Below are 18,617 nucleotides of genomic sequence, written 5' to 3'. Positions count from 1 at the left end.
TCATGGCGTTTGAGAAAAAAATCACGATTGAAACACCGGTAGGCGAAATCACATTTAACGTAAATGGCGCCGACTACAACAAATACATTAACTCGACTCAGCCGAACAACAAAGTGCAGCCGGCCACTAACTTTGTGCTAAACACCGTGGTTGAAGCGGACGCTAAAAAACTCAAAGAGTTAGTACAGCAACCGGGTGCCGCGTTGTTTTTAGTGGGTGCCATTGTTGAAGAATACCAACCCGAGTTTAATTTTACGGTAAAAAAATCGAAAGCCGAGCCAAGCAAATAGGCAAAAGCAGGCTTGATCAGTTACTGGCTTACCACGCTAAATATTTTGGCAATTTACCAGTAACTGACGAGAGCTTGGCACAGGCGCTATATCTTCACACCAGCGAACAAGAAAACTTCGTAACCGCGGTAAATAACGGCATTTGCACAGCATTAGGCGGCGAGTAATTTAATGGCAACACTCAGCAAGTTAGACAAGCTTACTTATTCAATCGGCATCATCGACAAGGTGACGGGGCCGGTTAATAAAGTCATGGCTAAAATTAATCAGCTGAGCCAGCAAACAGCCGTCGCACAAGACCAAATGATGCGCGGCGCAACAACGACCGCTGCAGGTGGTTATGCGCTTGCTAAATCACTTGCCCCATCAATTGATCACGTTGCCGCTTTGGGTGAAGTTCAATCGCTCGGCGTTGCCGACGACGCACTACAAAAACTCACTAAAACATCTTATGAATTTGGGTTTCAATTTGGGGGTAATTCTGCCGAGTTTGTCCGTAGTGCCTACGATATTCAGTCTGCCATTGCGGGTTTAAGTGGTGATGAACTATCCGAGTTCACTAAAACATCAAACATGTTAGCGGTTGCCACTAAAGCCGATGCTGGCACTATCACCAGTTACATGGGGACCATGTACGGTATTTTTGAACAAACCGCTAATAAAATGGGTAAGTCCAATTGGGTTAACCAAATTGCAGGACAAACAGCCACTGCAGTGCAACTCTACAAAACTACAGGCTCAGAAATGCAAGCCGCGTTTTCAAACCTTGGCGCAACAGCTACCAATATTGGACTAAGTTCAGCACAACAATTTGCTTTAGTGGGCGAGCTGCAACTGGTAGCTAAATCAGGATCGGTTGCAGGTACGCAGGCAGCATCGTTATTACAAGGGATAGGTAAGGCACAAGATACATTAGGCATAGAGCTAACCGCCGATAATGGCGATATGCTCGCCATCGATGTCGTGTTGGGGCGAATTAACGAGCGGTTATCGTCATTAGGTTCTGTGGCGCGTGGCGATGTACTTACTCAAATATTTGGTAAACAAGGTGCAAAAGCGGTTGATGTGCTCAGCACCAAAGTCGATAAATTAAAAGACGGTATTAACGTTTTTGAAAACGTACAAGACAGTTCAAAAGCTGCAGAAATGGCGAACATTATTGCCAGTCCGTGGGATAGGTTAGGCGGTTCGTTTAATGCTGCCGCAACTGCGGTGGGCAATCGTTTATTGCCGGTGGTTGAGCCGTTCGTTGAAATCATGGCCGCAGGTTTTGCCTATATTGTGTCGTTAACTGAGCGATTCCCCATGCTATCCAGTGTTATTGCAGCGTTGGTTGTTGGCATTGTTGCGTTGATCACAGTATATGGGCTGGTCATATTCACCATGGGCATATACAAAATGGCGATGGTTTCAACGGCCGCAATTACGTCTGGGGCAACGGTGCTAACCAAACTGTGGCAAGCATCATTAATCGCATTACGTGTGCTGGGATTTTTATCACTCATTGCCACCGTTGGTGCAGCAACTATTGCATTTGGAGCATTTAAAGGGGTGATGCTTGCTGTAAAAGCTGCTACGTGGTTGTTTAATGCTGCGCTTTGGGCAAACCCCATCACATGGATAGTGGCAGGTGTTGTGGCCTTAGTTGCCGTTGTTGGGGCACTTATTTATTACTGGGATGACTTAGTGGCTGCATTTCAAAATACCGCATGGGGCAAAGTGCTAATAGCTGTGTTTGATAGTGTCAAAGCGGCCTTTAGTGGGGTGATTGACAGCGTAAAGTGGGTTCTCGAAAAGCTAGGCCTTATTGACGATACCGAAGCTAAGCTAAAAACAGAAGCGCTTACAACTCACGAAAACATTAACCGTGCTCAGCCTAACAATTTAGTCATGCAAAATGCAGATCAGGCCTTTAGCCGCGACTATGGCCAAAGCGTTATCAACAAAGCCGCACAAGTGCCGGTCAGTACAACTAATGATTTTACTAACGCTGCAAACTCGCCTGTATTTAGTCGCACACAAGCGCAACTCACCAGTATTAATACGAGTACAGGGCAATTAAATGCATTCCCTACGGCTAAAACAGATCAGGTAATTACCAACACAGCCAACACCAGTGCATACAAAGTAGAGCAATTAAGCACTGAACAGCAACAAAGCAGCAGTTATAAAGCAAAGGTACAAAAGTCAGCGTTTCTACAAAACCTCACTAACAACAGCAATAGTACTAAAAACAATAATCAAAGCGATAACAGCAAGCGCGTGTATATCGATAATTTAACGGTTAAGTCTGACGACCCAATTAACAGCTTTGAACAAATGATGGAGCTTGCAGGCTAATGGCAATGATTAATATTGATTTAAACATTATAGATAACGACATAGCGCTAGATAGTTTTGCTGTACCTAGTCAGTTAACCAATAGTGACGTAATAGCACAAGACGTAAAACACCGCATTATTGAAAGCGGCAAAGTAACCGAATTAATCGGGCTACGTAATAAAAACATCGTTGCAAAAATTTTAACTGAAATAGAGCTGATCGTAGAGCAAGACGAACGCTTAGTGCCTGGCACCATAAAAGTGATCAGGCAAGCAACGGGTGAAATAAGCGTAACCGCTAAAACAGTTGATGGGGCTATCTAATGGATTACACCACCTTATTTAAACAAGAACTGCAAGCGGGAGGTATTCCGGTAAACCGCGAACAGCTGCAAGCACTGTGGCAAAAGCATGTAGATGAGGGGGAGTTTACGGTAAGTAACACCAGTACGTTTAGCCCCTTTTTTCGTTTACAAAAATCAATCATGGTAGAGCCGGCTGAGCAACTAATACAAAGTTTGATCACCCAAGTTATGCCGAACTCGTTTGTTATGCTTGCAGGCGGTGAATGGCTCAAGCAACACGGCGAGTCACGTAAAACACCAAAGCTACCCGCCGTTAAAGCACAGGGGGTTATTACGTTTACCAGAGCAGATATAGACACCGAACTAGTTATACCCGCAGGCACAATAATCGAAAGCCTGCCAATAAACGGCCAAGTATACAGAGTGTTCACACTGTACGACCAAACATTTCAAGAGGGTGAATCAACGCATAATGTCCCCGTGCAAGCTGAGCAAGCAGGCCAAAACTATAACTTAGCGGCTGGCTATTATGTGCGTGTCATGTCAGATATTGAAAACCTAACGGCCACTAACAATACAGACTGGTTAACAACCGCAGGGCAAGACACCGAAACCGACGATAACTACCGCTTGCGTATACGTGATGCGTTTTCATCATTAGGTAGCTATCACGTTGATGCAGTATACCGCTCTATTATTTCAGCGTTCACGGGTATATCGGTAGATAACATTGTATTTGAGAAAAACGCCCCTCGGGGTCCAGGCAGTGCCAACGCCTATGTATTTTTAAACGTAGGTGAAATAAGTCCCGCGTTACTCAATCAAATAAACAATCACATAGCTGCGGGTAACCATGGCAGTGGTGACGATTTGCAAGTATTTGCAATTAACACTCAACCGCAAAACATTGTGGCTAACTACCAGCAGCATCCCAATACACAAAACCGCAGTGCCGATATAGAGCAATTTATACGTGCTGCGTTTAGGCAAAATGCGGCTTATAAAAACGTAACTAAGTGCAAGCCAAACGAGTTATTTAGCTTTAGCCAGCTAGCCACCGAGTTACATACCCAATTTAGTGAGCTTAAAACAATCCGTTTTGAAAATGCAGATATTAACTGCGAGTTATGGTTACCCACAATTAATACAGTAGCGTTAAATAATGAGTGATCTAACACCGCAACTGCCTATTTGGCTAACAGAGAAAAATGTCACAGCGCTTGCAAAAGTTGCCCAAAGTTATTGGCAAGAAATAGAAAGCTATTTGTTTTGGTGGTTAGAGCAACAACACAGCGAAAACGCACAAACAGCCATATTAGATTTACTCGCCTGGGAGCGTGGCATCAATCGATTGCCCGATGAAGCATTAGCGCTTTACGGCCTTCGTGTAAAACATGCGTTCGCTAATGCCACTGATGCCGGCTCAAATTTAGGCATGGAACAAATATTTAAACGCCTGGGCTTTGGCTTTATTCAAGTTAACGAACGCGTTCCCGGCTTTGATTGGGACATGGTAGAAATTGCCATGTTAGAGGATGAGTTTAGCGGCAAAGAGCAGCTAGTAAGCGAAATAATAAAACAATACGGCCGCACATGTCGCCGTTATTACCTAACCGCATTAACGGCAGTAACCACCACAAATGCCAGTGGGCTAATTGAATTTGATAAAGAGGTGATAGGGTGAGCCAATTACAAATAACGAACGCGGGGTTAGATTACCGCAACGCCGTATTTGCAGGCGACGAAGTGCAAAACATCACACATTTTGTGTTTGCCAACATTAACGGCCAAGACGAAAACGCGCCGATTGATCCTAATACAGCAATACCCGCAAATATTGTGCATAGTGAGCCGGTTAAGGCTGTATCTAAAGTAGATGGTAACGCCATTGTTATAAGCGCGGTACTTGGTTATGACATTGGTGATTTTGAATATAACTGGTACGGCGTAGTGGCAACCAAAGCAAACAACGAGCAAGTACTTATTGCTGTAGTCACCACGGCCATGCAAACCAAAACCCAAACACAAGACATTATAGTAGGGAATTACAGCGTAAAAAGTGTGGTTTGGCGCAGCCAAAATATTGCAGAGCAGTTAAATATCACACTCAGCGCGTTGCCGTGGCAAGTGCATGAAGGTGAGTTTGTAAGCGCGGCTGATTTTAATGTGCATACGCATGAGCAGTACTTACAAAAAACTGAGTTTAACGCGCTATTAGAGTTTGTTACCCAACCAACAATCACGTTGTTTAATCGCCATAACATGACTGATAGCAACCAATATTCAGCGCCACTTTTGGGAATTAATGAATTGCCACTCAAAGGTAATGAGTGGTTTTCAGTGCGCGTAAGCAGCGGCGAACCTGTTATTAAACGCGCTAATGAAAATGAAACAACAGCGAAGTTTAAGCGCTTGGCAGATGGTGAAATAGACACCCAAGTAACCATTGTTGCCGATGATAAAAACGAGCGTGTATTTGTTTATAACAAAGAATTAAATGTGTGGGAGTTTTAAATGGATAGCTTAGCGAGTAAGAGCTCAGCACTGAGTATTGGTGATGTTGTGCTGACATACAACAAAAAAGCACCAACGGGAAATGAGTTATTAGAAATGGATGGCTCTGCACTTGATGAGCAAAAATACCCATTGCTTGCAGCCGTCTTAGGTATCAAAGAGCAACTGTTAGAGGCACTTCCGATTACATCTACAACCGCTACGGGTGTTGATCAATCTGATGATGGTGAACACTGTTATTTAGCATTGGGGGCTAGCCTTTATAAGTACACGCGCTCTTTGGATTCTTACACACTTATAAATAGCGGAATTGGTGGCGCATCTGGTGAGGTTGTTTGTAGTGCAGATGGGCGTTATGTTGTTTATTGCTCGGGAATAACGACTTCACAAGTTGCTAATTGCAAAGCCTATATTTATATATCAAACGACTATGGGCAAACGTTCACATTGACTAAAACAATGTCATTAACCACATACTCTCCGGGGTTCTCACTTGCTACTTTATTTATGTCTAGAAATGGTCAGAACGTAGTTGTTTTAGCTAATGACGCGCACGGTGGAATAATCAATGTCTCAACAAATTATGGTGCTAGTTGGATTACGACCGTTAAACCCAATGGAATAAGCGGGCCTTATGAGTCCTTTTCAATTTGTGCAACGGAAGATGTAAGCAAAATATGGACTAAACAATACAACACAATTAATGACGCATCGAAAATTATCGAGTCAATAGATGGCGGGGCTACATGGACAGACTCTAATGATTTAGATGGCGGTTTAGATGTGGTTAGAATTGACCCTTACGACAACAATAATTTAATCGCATATAGATATAACTCAATCTCAGCTTTTAAAGTAAGTAATGATGGCGGCCTTACATGGCAAAGGCTAAGTATACCCAGCGCTATTACAAGGCTTAGAATTGCAACGATTGATAGAGGGGCTATTTTCGTATACGGGGAAGTAACCAGCACAGATTACCGCTTTTATACATCTACAGATGGCGGTCTAACATGGGCTGAAAACGAGTTACCAGTTAACATTTCGCGGTTTGCATTTAAGCCCAAAAGAGTTGACGGTTCGCCTTTGTATTTTGTTCAAAGTAATACATTACATGAAGCTCTGTATAGTTCGCTATGTAAGTTGCCAAAAGCCAATTTGCTGTCTGAAAGAATTGTTGCTGATGAGGTGGTGGTATGAAAGTTTTAATTAACTATTTTGATGTTGCGGGTACTTCTTCTTATCCCGATGAATACACACTTTTTTTAAATATGGAAAAAGTATTATTTAACAATAAAGAGTTTTGGCTTTGTGATTACAAAGGTAGCAAGCCTATTTCAAGTCTTGAAACAGAAGCTTATTTAGCAAGCATTGACCCTGCAAATAAACAGCTAATACCTGTCATTATCGATAATGTGGCAGGTCAGCTTGATGACTACATAAATGTTGAAAACGAATACACCGTGCCACAAGCCAGCGACGGGGTTATTGCTACGGGGCAATTAGCCATTCCTGATCGTAAATTTAAAGTGCCCTTTAAGCGTGTTGATACTGGCCGTGTTCAGTTAATGCCAGCCGAAGTAGTAAGCGGTGTATTTACCCTGCCGCTTAAGTTTGAAACTAACGGCGTGTGGATTGTTAACCAAGCGCTGATTAACTCTGATTATGAGCAAGATGTTTTTGCACTAACAGAGCGCCGGTTCTCAGTGATTTAAGGGCCAGCCATGCAAATTAAGCTTAATTTTATTAGCGCGGGTAAAGCGCAATTACTAGAGCCACTAAAAACCCAGTTTGGTGAAGTACATCGGCTTTTTGTAACTGATGGATTTACACTGCCGTGGTACGTTCGTTGGTTTCATAACCCATTCGGTAAAGGTTTACTTGCTGCTATATGGCATGACTTTGCATTAAAAACAGGGCGTAAAAAAGCACACTATGAGTTTTTTGTATTACTTAAAAGTAATGGTGTGCCAATTTGGAAAGCTTATATTATGTGGCTTTTTGTGTGGGCCTACGAGCAGTTTAATAAGTTGTTTTCTTTTTTAAGGTAATACCATGCAAATACCTAACTCGTTTAATACCCAAAGTAGAGAAGCGTTAAACGCAGCCTGTACGCAGTTACATGTTATTGCACTTAATAGCTACCAAACACCCAGTTTAATAACCGCCGCAGCGGGTAGCGAATTACTGGCAGCTGCAGTAAAAGACGCGACACGCCAGCACCGGCCAAGCGCGTTTAATGCCGTAATACTCAGTTGCAGTGTCAGCAGCCCCGCAAAGCTTGCAAGCTTATTAAGTGAGTTTAACCAACATTGCCCATTAGCAGTGTTTACCCATGCAGCCGATCATGCGTTGAGCTTATCAACACTCGACACTGATAAAATGCGCCTGCCAACAACCGAGCAATCAATCGAATGGCAGCAGTTTAATAATTGCTGTGCAGTACCAGCACTAGCAGCTGCGTTTAACGATAAAAGCTTATTACTGGTAAGTGACGAAGGGGTAAACCTGATCACCGATATTAATACGGCTCTTACCGAAACCGCACAATTAAAAGCGCAGCGGGATCAGCGTTTAACCAACATATTATTTACTGCTGCGGCTAACCTAACCGTGACGAACAGCAATGCACAAAGCGCCCGCGCATTAGCACAGCAAATACAAACACTCGGTAATAACGATAAGCATTGGGCCTACTGCGCATTTGTGGGCAGCAGCGAAAACATAAACACTATTAAAGAGCTATTTGCATGATCACACTAAACGGCTGGCAGGTGCCAGGTTATGAAACCCGTATTAATTGCGGTATTAAATTACCCAGCGAAGACTTAAGCGGGTTTGGCTCGTTTACCCTTTCAAGTGATAAAGGCATAAAGCCAGGCGTAGTATCAGTTAGTACAAAAATTCCCTTTGTTGATGCAAGCGAACTAGCTGAACTTATTACCCGGGCAAAACAGGTTGACGAAAACGGCGCACGAACCGTGATCACTGTTAATAGCCAAGTAACCGAAGCCTATAAAATACGTAAAGCCAAATTCGATAGCGATATAAAAGCCACCGAGCTTGAAGAAGTAAAAGCGTGGCAAGTAACTTTTAAACTCGTTGAAGTACTTTCAACAGCAGAGCGAACCCAGCAGCAACTCGACGGTAAAGCGAAAGAAAACAGCCAAACCCAAGCGGTAAATGGGCACGAAACAGTGCAAACCGCATTCGAGCAAAGCGAGGGGCCATGAGCAATAACCGGCTAATTAAAATACTCAGCATTGGCGCTAAGCAAGTTACCAGCTTAGTCAGTGACAATACCCAACTTGATTTACACAGCACAGGCCGTGCAAGTTTTGTTGTGGTTACAGAGGAAGAACCAAAAGGGTTAGTTGAGTTACACATAGGTTATGCCATTGATGCTATGCAGCCGTATTTTTTAGGTGTTATTGAAGCAAAGCACAACAGCAATGGCCGCTGGTTTTTAACCTGCCGCGAGCTCATAGGCGCATTATCGTTTGCACATAACTTTGCTATTCGCCACGCCACCTTTGCTAACGTGTGCGATCAGCTAAGCAGCATGGGTATTGAGTTTATTTACCCTGATAGTGATTATACAAAAACACCCGTGCCCGCATTTTATCACCAGGGCACAGGCATTGAAGCACTGCGCCAATGTGCTCAGGTATTTAGCATTCCCAATTTTATATTTCAGCAACGCCCCGACGGCAAAGTATACGCCGGCAGCTGGCATGACTCACGTTGGCCACAAACCGAGATAACCGACTTTGAAGAGCACCCAATAAAAGCAACCAATGCAAACACCGGTTCAATTATTGCCATACCAAAACTAAGACCAGGCATAAAACTAAACGGCCGCTTCATAACCGAAGTAACATTAAGCAATGATAAACAGGTGATCAGATGGTCAAAAACGCTATAAAGCGCTTAATACTGCGCTATTTTCCAGAACTTGGGCAGCGCAAGCATTTACCCCAGCTCGCCCGTATTGAACGTATTTATGACTTACCAAGCAAAGCAATGATCAGTAGTGCCTTTAAACCACTCAAAGCCGCCGACGTGCAATTGCTCGACCCACAAACCGCCGAGCCTTTAGCCGTGCCTGTATTTCAACAAGTCACACTCGGCACAGGCCAAGCATCCGACCACGGGTTATTAAACGAACCAACGCCAGGCATGCACTGCCTAATACAGTACATCGATGGCCTAAACAGCTATCCAGTGATCACCAGCTTATTGCCTTGGCAAAGCCTAGTGCCCGAGCATAAACGCACAGACGTAACACTACAGCAAAGCAGCCGCAGCAAATTACAAGGCCGCGACGGCAACTGGCACATAAAAACAGACGGCGAAATAACTCAAACCAGCGATACCAGTAAAATAAAATCGCGCAACAGCGAAGAAATTTACCACCAACGCAGCACCAATATAGCTACGCACGACACGATAAAAATAGACGGCAACCAAGTTAACGAAGTAATGGGCGCCCTAAAAACTGTTGTGGGTGAAAAAGCATTAATTGTCGCGTTAGAAGGGCTATTACTTGGCAGTAAAAAACAGGTTGATATTGAAGCCAGCGAAAACATGAGCTTCACCACACTCAAAACCCTACACGCCAAAGCTACCGAACTGGCAAAAGTAGAAGGTAAAACAGTGTGGTTGGGTGATAGCTCAGTAAACGTAGCGCAAGTACTCCTTGATTTAATAAGCCTGGTCGAACAAATGAACCAGACTTTATCAACGCATACCCATAATTCACCGCTACCAACCCCAACTGAAAAAGCTAACTTCATGAGTTATAAAAATGAGGCTAAAGAGCTAAACGGAAAATTAGAGCCTATAGTTGAGTAGGCTCTAATTTTCGGGTAATAAAGTGATACTTGTCACTGATTGTTTGCTCATACAGAGATGTATAATTAAATTGCAAATTCATGGATTCTTCTATTTCTTTATAAATATCTTCATTTGATGGACGATTCTTGATTTTTTCATCTAGAACCAACTTTAAAATTGTTATGACTTCATCTTTGGCAACGTAGCTATCTTCATCTTGGGTGGAAGTAATGGGAGGAAATTCATATTCACAAAAGTGCCTATATTTGTCATCTATAAGCTTTTTGAAATCATCATATGTTAAAAGTTTTTCTAGATAATAAAACTTAAACTCGTCAACTTTAGCTGGTCCCAAACCTTTATTTGTAATTGTAAAAGTCAATACATTTTTATGGAGAACCAAGTTACTACACATAGCGGGTCTTACAGATAATTCATTGTGTATCCGCATTACTGTTGCTTGTTTAGTCGATAGCCATACGGCGTATCCAGAAATCACTATTGGTATGATGGCAAGAAAAATTTTAAACCAAAGACCTTCCAAGTTAGCCTCACTTATGAAAAATATTAGTGTGTATAAAAGTGTGTATAAAAAATATTATTAAAAATAAAATATTCTTTATAAACAATGTTTAAGGTTGTTATTACATTAGTCGTGCCAATAGATTGTTGCTTGATTTTGCTCTTGATAAGCCATTAAAAAACCCTATAAGTTAGCTTGAAACGGTTTATATACCGCCAAGTTACTAAATTTATGAATTATTTAGATTATGGCATAGGGTCACAGAGGTTTATAGGTTTGAATAGGGAAATCTATTAGTCAAAACATGATTTAAGGGTGATTGACGTGATTATTTATTTCTGAGGTTCTGTGATAGAGAATTTATTTATAAACATAGTGCTTAATGTTATAACTTAAGCCAACACTCCATATTCTTTTAACAATATGAAACTAATAATAAAAACGATTCTATTTTGGGTATTAATCACCTCAACCGCTGTGTTTGCTGAGCTTGCTAAAGTTAAAGTAAATGGCTTTGATATTGAATATGAAATGGCGGGTAGTGGCAAACACACTATTTTACTCGAGGCGGGTGGCTCTGCAGGGCTTAGTGATTGGGATCCCATTTATAACTCGCTTACTAAGTATGCAAAAGTAATTCGCTATTCTCGAATTGGCAATGGCGGCTCTTCGCAAATAAAGAAAAACTATAGCTCAGAGCAGTATGCTACTGAGGCTTTATTATTACTCAAAGCGCTAAAAATTGATGAACCAGTAGTTTATGTGGCGCATTCTTATGGTGCTTATATCGCAAGGGTATTTGCAGCAAGTTACCCCGATAACATTAAAGCGTTAATGTTAATTGAACCCGCCTCAGAGCATGATGTTGATATTATGCGTAAGATTGATTTACCGCGCGCTGAAAAAGAAATTGCCGCTATAAAACGTGATGATATGAAAAATGGCATGTCGAATCAGTATTTAGACTTTTGGTCGAAGCGACCTTTGCCCGATTATCCTCAAATAGCAGATATTCCCGTGACGGTTATTGCCTCAGTTAAAAAATATGAAAATCCATCGGTATTATTTTTTACTGAAAAAGGGCGTGAAATGTGGGGAGAACTGCATTCAAACTGGGCTAATGCTTTTCCTCAAGGTGAGATAGTGCTAACGCGTAAAAGTTACCACTATCCACAAAATGATGAGCCAGAAATGGTAGTTAAACAAGTTTTGAAGCTATTATCACGCACTCAATAGTGAGATCGGATTATGTTTTTTAATTACGACTAACTATGAGTTCTTTCTGTAATAGGTGGTATTTTTTATTTATTGTGATGTTTATTACGCCTGCATTGAAAGAGTAAATTAAAACCAAATAAAAAGCACTGCAGGTTCACTACAGTGCTTTGTTTAGGGGAATGATATTATTTATTTTGCAGTTGCAACAAGCTTAACCCAATCGTAATTAGTGACACCTAACAGTCCGATTTGTAATGTCTGGCCTGAACTCACCTCTAAGATACAACTTTCATTGTTGTCTTTGTTGTTCGATAAGCAATCATATTGTGTTTTTGTTACCGCTGCATCCGCTCGAACATAGAGGTTAGTATTTCCCTCGCCACCCAATGTTTTTATGTTTACAGTGGTTGCGCCTGCAGGTACTACATAACTATAGCGCTGCCAAAAATCTGGAAATCCATAAGCACGAGATGTTAATACGCGAGTATCACTATCTGTAGGTGGTGCGCTATTTTCATAATTAGCCAGGATTGTTACGTTTTGATAGCTGTTATACGCTTTAAGCATAATGTAAAAACGACCTTCTCCTTGACTTATATTACAGCTTTCAGTGTTACCATTTCTAAATGGGCGGCAGTCGTAATTATTTGTGCTCGGCACTGTACTCTTTTTAACATAGAGGTCTGCATCACCTGAACCACCCGTTATGTCGATTGAGATGTTAGTGCTATTTGCAGGTACATCAATATAGTAAATAGTCTCTTGATTTAATGCTGCACTTTGGCCTGTTAATGCTTGCCCTTTAGTTAATTCAACTTCTGTTGGTGAGCCATTTGAAACACTAATCGTTTGGGTTAGCGTGTTTGTATTATTGTTACTATCTTGCACAGTAACAGAGACGTCGTAATCACCCTCAGATACAAAATTATGCACTACAGTTGCACCTGTATCGGTTTGATTATCGCCAAAGTTCCAACTATAGCTATTGATAGTACCTGCTGAGCTGGAGCTTGTTGCATCAAAATTACATTGTAATTGCTCACAGTTGTATTCAAAACGTGCGGTAGGTGGCAGTGGTGTAGTACCGTCGTTATCGCCAACAGGCACTGTGTTATTAAAGTAAGTTGCCACTTGCGGCCAAATCTTACTTATTTTGGCGCCTTTATTGTAGCATCCGCCTAAATGATGAAGTGCAATAACACGGTTACTTGATGCTGCAACAACAGGAGAACCGGAAGAGCCGCCTATAGTGTCACAATAGTATCCAATATCAGTATTACTTCCACGCCCATTCGTTGAGGGGGCATTAACTTGGCACAAACCATTGGTGTCTTGATCAGATTCAATCGACAGCTCCTTAGGATTACCTGAACCATGTTGCGGAATATAAATACGTTCACTTTGCTGTGCGTTTCGCACATCAAGCCCTAAGTAACCAAACTGTTCAATATTGGCAAAGTCATTAACACTAAATAGGGTGTAATCTAGCGTGTAGTCAGTTTTAAAAAACTCTTTACCCGTTACTTTTACAATGGTTTCTCTGGTTGTCCCATTACAACTTTTATTTTGGTAGTTAAACCACACTTCTGTAGAAGCAAGCTCAGATGCAGTTTCAATACAGTGGTTATTGGTAAATAATTTATTATCGCTGCCAACGCGCCAACCGGTACATAAGCTGCGCCCACCTATTACCAAGCGTGCTACCGGGCGGCTGCGGTCAAACTCTGTTGGGTTGGAATTAGCCCAACACTGCACATCTTTGCGCTCATTAATACCGCAGGTAGACAAAGGGGCAGGTTTATTTTGTTCATTGATATTTATATTGGCACTTTCAGTGCCGTAAAAATAGCTATCAATAACACCAAACTGGTGTTGCTGCTTACTGTTTTTTGGATCAGGGTAATATTCAATGATAACGCTGTCATTTGAAACCGACATAGAAGAAAATGAATGCACACCATCATCTCCGTTTAAGCTATCGATTGTTGAAGCGTCCATATTATTACTACTATATTCATATCGCTCTGAGTTGTCTTCGCTTCTAACGACTAACTTTGCGTCACCATTTAGATCTACTTGGCTAAAATGTAGCTTTATATAATCAGCATTAGGGTGCGATACAGTTTGAGTAATTACAGGACCTTGTGTTGTTTCGATTGTAAATTGCCTAGAAAGATTTACATGGGTATTAGCGTGTTTGGCAATTGTGGTTTTTTTTGCTTCTTGAGTGTGTTGTAAAATAGTGAGCTCATCGATTGCAGCAAAACTGTATTGTGCATAGATAGCTGAAGCGAGCAATGCTGCGTATTTACATTTTTTCATCTTTATATCCTTTTTCACTAATAAGTGGTTTGATGTAACGTAAATGATCAACTGCATGCCCATATGATTTAATTTTGAGCAAATAATCAGTACCTAATTTACATACTAAGGGTAGGCCGCATTTTGATCTTCGCCAGAAAAAATTAAAATATTTTTAACTTTAATCGGAAATTATTGCATTTTTCACTTTGAAATCAGCTTATTTTAAAAAGGATAAATGGCTTAATATTCAATATAAAAGTTTGAGCAGAATATGTTTACCGTTGACTCTAAGCGGCTGTCACCCACACTCATTAAAAGTAACATTGTTGATGTTGAGACTTCAGATATTAAACTTTTCTATTTTAATTTTTACAAAAATATACAAGAGCCAAGTATTAATTCTGTTATTTGGGGCGTTATTCTGTAAAATTATCGGCTTAACATTTGTGATTTAACCGTTACATTTGTTGTTAGGGTTAATTATTCAATTAATATAAGCAGACGTTATGATTTTTTATATTATTGGGTTAAGTACGCTTGTTATTATTTTGTGTGTGGCGCTTTATGTGATTTACAGCAATGTACGTAAGAGCCGAGTAAGAAAGTCAAAAGAATATAATGTGTTATTTGATAAAGACACCATCATTGATGATCTTATTGTTCAACTTAGCGAGAAAAACCAAACCCAAGAAAACCAGGAAAAAACAATTAAAGGCAAACAAGAGATCCTTGCAACATTTATAGATTTGCATCGATCGGGTAGCTTTTGTGCGCACTTAAGCGAACAAGAAATTACTTATTTTGTTAAAAAGAAATTAAACATGGAGAGTACTAAAAATGGATAGCGAGCAACAAGCCGTCGCAGAGGCAAAAAATACATCATTTATGGCACGTTTTGGCCGTCGTAATGTAATTTTATTAACGTCAGTTGTTGTGGTGTTAGCAGTGATTGCAACATTAACATCGCAGGTTATTTCATGGAATGAAGCCGATGAACGGCTTGTTCACCAATCAGCTTTTACTGGTAATTTAACGGTAATAAACCAAGCTGGTCCTTACTTAAAAGCGTTTGGCACCACATCAGCCTATAAAAAAGTTATCTCGATTAACTTTACCGGTGATAGCAGTGCAACAGCCAGTGCCATTGTACCACTCATTCCTATTCGATTTTTAGATACGACAACTGGTGGCGCCAGAGGAGTATCACGTTTTAGATTACCAGGTAATGTACCTGCAAGTGAGTCGGGTGCTTTACGTGGATTATTAAAAATTCATGAAGAATTTGGTTCCCAAGAGACTCTCATCTCTAACCTTTTAATGCGTGCCACTACAGAAAATGTAAAAGCGTCTGCACGTATGATGTCGGTTGAGCAACATTATTCAGGTGGTAATGGTCAATTAAGCCAAGATTTTTCTGATCAACTGACTAATGGCATTTTTGTTACTGAGCAAATTATTAGTACTGGCGAGCGTGACAAGTCTGACGATTTAAGCAATTTAAGTAAGCAACAACGCGTTACGATTAATATAAAGAAAGATGCTGAAGGAAAGCCGCTGCGTAATGCACCTATTTTAGGCTCTTACGGTATAACGGTGGTTGATGCGAGTATTATTGATATTGATTACGAAAATAAGGTAAATGCGCGCTTAGAGGCGCAAAAGCAAGCTGCAGCGGATGAAGCCCTTGCAAGACAAAACCTTAAAAAGGCAGAGCAACAAGCACGTACAGAAGTTGCATTAGGCGAACAAGCGATTGCAAAGCAAAGAGCTGAGTCTGAAAAGCTAAAAATTAAAGAGCAAATTGATGCAGAGCGAATAAAAGCCAATGCAATTATTTCTGCACAACAGCGTGTTGCAGTAAAGGCTGAGCTTGCAAAAGAGCAAGAAGAAATCTTAAAACAGCAACGCTTAGAGGCATTAGGCATGGATGTATTAGCTGAAGCACGTTTACGCGCAAAGTCAGCAGCACTTGATCCTAAATATGTTTTTGATGAAACACTTAAAGCGGAAGTTAAAATTCAAACTGCTTTATTTAATAGCCTAGGTAACAGCCGCTTAGTGCCTGAAATTGTTATAGGTGCGGGTCAAGGCGAACAAAACAACGGCTCTGAATTTATGCGTTTGTTGGCTGCAGATGCGGCATTAAGTCTTAAAAAGCGTTTAGAAAAAGAGAAAAAATAAACATTAAAAATCATTAAAAAGCCCTAGCTTTAATTGCTAGGGCTTTTTTTGTGGTATCGCTTTTAAACGGTGAGTTTAAAATTTAGGGCACAAAGCGTGGCTAAAGCCTTTTTCGGTTAGCAAAAAAGCGGCGCTTGGCGTCGAAAATATATATTCTTCATGAAGAAGAAACGCGATTGTTCCTTTTATTTGCTCACCTTGATGATCTGAGGCATCGCTAATTAATTGTTCAGGATCTAACTGGCTTGGAGTTGGAAAGTTATTATAAAGATGCTTAAAAATTAACGTAGCAATCGTGTTAAAGGTATCGTTATTTTTCATTTTTCAGAGCCTTAATTTATATGTGCAGCAGTAAACTGGCTGATTTAAATATGATTTTTCAAATAATAACACATTAAAATAGGTGCGTGATGACTCTGCTTTTTTAAGCTTTAATTTTGCAAGCTACTGCTTTCATTTATAAAAGTGATGAGCAATTGTCATACTTATCCTGCTTAAAAGTAGTTTGTGTGTTGCTGGTGTGTTGCGCAAAATCATAAAGTGTAATTGAAGAGTTGTAAAAATACGTTATCATTGTAAAACAACATGTAAAATCAAGCAGGTACTTAGCTCACGCTGACCAAGTTCGAGTTAATAATATCAACAAGGCAAGCAAGGACAAATTATGACACCTATGAAACCTTTAGCACTGGCAGTGGCTATGGTTGTTTTTTCACATCAGGCACATGCAGATACAGATCTTGATAAAGTTAAGCAGCAATTAAGCAGCTTACAAAAACAAGTGGAAATGCTGCAAAAGCAACTTGCAAAAGCAGAGCAAAAAAGTGAAAAATCAATCGAGCGCACCATTGAAGAGAAAGAAGATGTAGCTGAAGTTAAAGTAGCTAAACATGAACACAAGCCTCAGGGAATTAAAATTGGCGGTGCTGTTCGAACCAACTACAGCCATACTTCGTATGATGACGATAATAAAAATCGCGGCGGCGATTTTGACTTTGATATTTTTCGCTTAAATTTCTCAGGCGACGTTGGTGATGTAAAGTTAAACGCTGAAATTCGCTTTTTTGATTATATGACCGCTGTTAAATACGCTTATGCAGCTTACGATTTTGCTGATGATTGGCAAGTTCAAGCAGGTATTACCAAGGTTCCTTTTGGTAACTGGCCATACAACTCACATAACTACTTTTTCAGCACTAACTATTATGTTGGCCTTGAAGACGACCACGATTTAGGGGTGTTATTTAAGCGTAAGATTGCTGATAACTGGCAGCTTGATTTGGGCTTTTTCAAAAATGATGAATTAGGTGGTGTTGATGGTTATGTAGATAACCGCAGCGATCGCTATTCTTACGACATTGTTGGCTTTAGAGAAGCGGGAGATGGTGTTTATGCCGAGCCAACTAATGCTATAGGCGAGTATAATACGTTCTCAGGCCGTTACGGCTACCACCTAGAACATGAAGGTGGTAAAACTGAAATAGGTGTGTCGGCACTTGCTGGTGGCTTGCATGACGGTGTTGACCGCGCAGGTGACTACAACGCGTGGGCATTACATTTAAACAGTAATATGGGCCCTTGGAACTTACAACTTCAACACGGTGAATATAACTACGATATTGATAACGTAAACCGTATTGCTGTGGGCGCTTACTCGTTTTACGACAGCATGGCGGCAGAGGCAACAATGTCGAGTGCAAACGTAGCATACAGTGTACCGGTACAATGGGGCGCGGTAACAAACTTACAGTTTTACAACGACTATAGTGCAATTTACGACAAATCAGACAACAGCAGAGATACGTGGATGAACGTAACCGGTTTCTCGGTAGCTGCTGGTGGTTTATTTACTTACTTTGACTTAGTTCATGGTAAAAATATGCCATTTGTTGGTGGTTCATTAGCGGGCGATAGCAGCGAAACTGAGCGTCGCTTCAACATTAATATTGGCTATTACTTCTAAATCAATATTCAAAGCACACGCCTAGACATTGGCGTGTGCTTATGTTGTTTTAAAAAATATTTTTGCTCTACCTATTTAGCACCTACAAATTGATAAATCTTTAATCAACTTCTAGTATAAAAGTTCAAATGGAATAAAATAAATAATCCATATAGCTTAGCT

21 protein-coding genes are annotated in these 18,617 nt (G+C 40.8%); 18 read left to right on the top strand and 3 right to left on the bottom strand.

Annotation, left to right across the window (positions count from 1 at the left end):
- The first annotated feature begins 2 nt into the window (after window positions 1-2).
- The 14 genes from CWB76_RS10665 to CWB76_RS10605 are packed head-to-tail and all read left to right on the top strand — an operon-like array spanning window position 3 to window position 10,284.
- Entirely contained in the window at window positions 3-290 is a 288-nt protein-coding gene (locus CWB76_RS10665) for a putative phage tail assembly chaperone (RefSeq protein WP_138607456.1), read from the top strand.
- Window positions 266-457 carry a DUF6890 family protein gene (locus CWB76_RS20580; protein WP_502704762.1) on the top strand — a complete coding sequence of 64 codons (192 nt, stop codon included), beginning with the start codon at window positions 266-268 and terminating at the stop codon, window positions 455-457. Before CWB76_RS10665 ends, CWB76_RS20580 begins: the two co-directional genes overlap by 25 nt.
- Before the next feature lie 4 nt (window positions 458-461).
- Entirely contained in the window at window positions 462-2,630 is a 2,169-nt protein-coding gene (locus CWB76_RS10660; protein ID WP_138607454.1) for a phage tail tape measure protein, read from the top strand.
- Window positions 2,630-2,935 (top strand): DUF2590 family protein, encoded by a 306-nt coding sequence (locus CWB76_RS10655; RefSeq protein ID WP_249363169.1) that lies wholly within the window; start codon window positions 2,630-2,632, stop codon window positions 2,933-2,935. Before CWB76_RS10660 ends, CWB76_RS10655 begins: the two co-directional genes overlap by 1 nt.
- A complete protein-coding gene (locus CWB76_RS10650; RefSeq protein ID WP_138607452.1) occupies window positions 2,935-4,086 on the top strand; it encodes a baseplate J/gp47 family protein in 1,152 nt (383 codons plus the stop codon). Before CWB76_RS10655 ends, CWB76_RS10650 begins: the two co-directional genes overlap by 1 nt.
- Entirely contained in the window at window positions 4,079-4,600 is a 522-nt protein-coding gene (locus CWB76_RS10645; protein ID WP_138607450.1) for a phage tail protein, read from the top strand. The genes CWB76_RS10650 and CWB76_RS10645 overlap by 8 nt, the downstream gene beginning before the upstream one ends.
- Complete coding sequence (locus tag CWB76_RS10640) at window positions 4,597-5,430, top strand: phage tail-collar fiber domain-containing protein (RefSeq protein ID WP_138607448.1); 834 nt, start codon at window positions 4,597-4,599, stop codon at window positions 5,428-5,430. Before CWB76_RS10645 ends, CWB76_RS10640 begins: the two co-directional genes overlap by 4 nt.
- Complete coding sequence (locus CWB76_RS10635) at window positions 5,431-6,630, top strand: WD40/YVTN/BNR-like repeat-containing protein (protein WP_138607446.1); 1,200 nt, start codon at window positions 5,431-5,433, stop codon at window positions 6,628-6,630.
- Entirely contained in the window at window positions 6,627-7,145 is a 519-nt protein-coding gene (locus CWB76_RS10630; RefSeq protein ID WP_138607444.1) for a hypothetical protein, read from the top strand. The genes CWB76_RS10635 and CWB76_RS10630 overlap by 4 nt, the downstream gene beginning before the upstream one ends.
- A gap of 9 nt (window positions 7,146-7,154) precedes the next feature.
- Window positions 7,155-7,481: a DUF1353 domain-containing protein gene (locus CWB76_RS10625; protein WP_138607442.1), complete on the top strand. Its 327-nt coding sequence runs from the start codon at window positions 7,155-7,157 to the stop codon at window positions 7,479-7,481.
- Window positions 7,482-7,485: 4 nt separating this feature from the next.
- The gene (locus tag CWB76_RS10620) at window positions 7,486-8,184 is read left to right on the top strand and encodes a hypothetical protein (protein WP_138607440.1); all 699 of its coding nucleotides are present in this window, start codon (window positions 7,486-7,488) and stop codon (window positions 8,182-8,184) included.
- On the top strand, window positions 8,181-8,663 hold the full coding sequence (locus CWB76_RS10615) for a baseplate complex protein (RefSeq protein ID WP_138607438.1): 483 nt from the start codon (window positions 8,181-8,183) through the stop codon (window positions 8,661-8,663). The genes CWB76_RS10620 and CWB76_RS10615 overlap by 4 nt, the downstream gene beginning before the upstream one ends.
- On the top strand, window positions 8,660-9,355 hold the full coding sequence (locus tag CWB76_RS10610) for a hypothetical protein (RefSeq protein ID WP_138607436.1): 696 nt from the start codon (window positions 8,660-8,662) through the stop codon (window positions 9,353-9,355). Before CWB76_RS10615 ends, CWB76_RS10610 begins: the two co-directional genes overlap by 4 nt.
- Window positions 9,337-10,284: a hypothetical protein gene (locus tag CWB76_RS10605; protein ID WP_138607434.1), complete on the top strand. Its 948-nt coding sequence runs from the start codon at window positions 9,337-9,339 to the stop codon at window positions 10,282-10,284. Before CWB76_RS10610 ends, CWB76_RS10605 begins: the two co-directional genes overlap by 19 nt.
- On the opposite strand, the gene CWB76_RS10600 is transcribed toward CWB76_RS10605, so the two are convergent.
- Window positions 10,271-10,810, bottom strand: coding sequence for a hypothetical protein (locus CWB76_RS10600; RefSeq protein ID WP_138607432.1), 540 nt, complete (start codon window positions 10,808-10,810; stop codon window positions 10,271-10,273). The two genes, CWB76_RS10605 and CWB76_RS10600, sit on opposite strands and share 14 nt — an antisense overlap.
- Before the next feature lie 402 nt (window positions 10,811-11,212).
- On the opposite strand from CWB76_RS10600, the gene CWB76_RS10595 reads away from it, so the two are divergent.
- Window positions 11,213-12,025: an alpha/beta fold hydrolase gene (locus CWB76_RS10595; protein ID WP_138607430.1), complete on the top strand. Its 813-nt coding sequence runs from the start codon at window positions 11,213-11,215 to the stop codon at window positions 12,023-12,025.
- A gap of 171 nt (window positions 12,026-12,196) precedes the next feature.
- On the opposite strand, the gene CWB76_RS10590 is transcribed toward CWB76_RS10595, so the two are convergent.
- Window positions 12,197-14,329, bottom strand: coding sequence for a pre-peptidase C-terminal domain-containing protein (locus CWB76_RS10590; protein WP_138607428.1), 2,133 nt, complete (start codon window positions 14,327-14,329; stop codon window positions 12,197-12,199).
- A gap of 488 nt (window positions 14,330-14,817) precedes the next feature.
- On the opposite strand from CWB76_RS10590, the gene CWB76_RS10585 reads away from it, so the two are divergent.
- Together CWB76_RS10585 and CWB76_RS10580 are read left to right on the top strand one after the other, a co-directional pair.
- Entirely contained in the window at window positions 14,818-15,156 is a 339-nt protein-coding gene (locus CWB76_RS10585; protein WP_138607426.1) for a methanolan biosynthesis protein EpsI, read from the top strand.
- Window positions 15,149-16,492, top strand: coding sequence for an SPFH domain-containing protein (locus CWB76_RS10580; RefSeq protein WP_138607424.1), 1,344 nt, complete (start codon window positions 15,149-15,151; stop codon window positions 16,490-16,492). The genes CWB76_RS10585 and CWB76_RS10580 overlap by 8 nt, the downstream gene beginning before the upstream one ends.
- A 75-nt stretch (window positions 16,493-16,567) precedes the next feature.
- Here the strand turns inward: CWB76_RS10580 and CWB76_RS10575 are convergent, their stop codons facing one another.
- Complete coding sequence (locus CWB76_RS10575; protein ID WP_054201077.1) at window positions 16,568-16,813, bottom strand: hypothetical protein; 246 nt, start codon at window positions 16,811-16,813, stop codon at window positions 16,568-16,570.
- 343 nt (window positions 16,814-17,156) lie between these two features.
- On the opposite strand from CWB76_RS10575, the gene CWB76_RS10570 reads away from it, so the two are divergent.
- A complete protein-coding gene (locus tag CWB76_RS10570) occupies window positions 17,157-18,455 on the top strand; it encodes a porin (RefSeq protein ID WP_138607423.1) in 1,299 nt (432 codons plus the stop codon).
- The last annotated feature ends 162 nt before the right edge of the window (window positions 18,456-18,617 follow it).

Source organism: Pseudoalteromonas sp. S1609 (assembly GCF_005887255.1).
Lineage (GTDB): Bacteria > Pseudomonadota > Gammaproteobacteria > Enterobacterales > Alteromonadaceae > Pseudoalteromonas.
The sequence above is the reverse complement of the archived record's forward strand: the minus strand, read 5'-3'. Positions and strand labels throughout refer to the sequence as shown.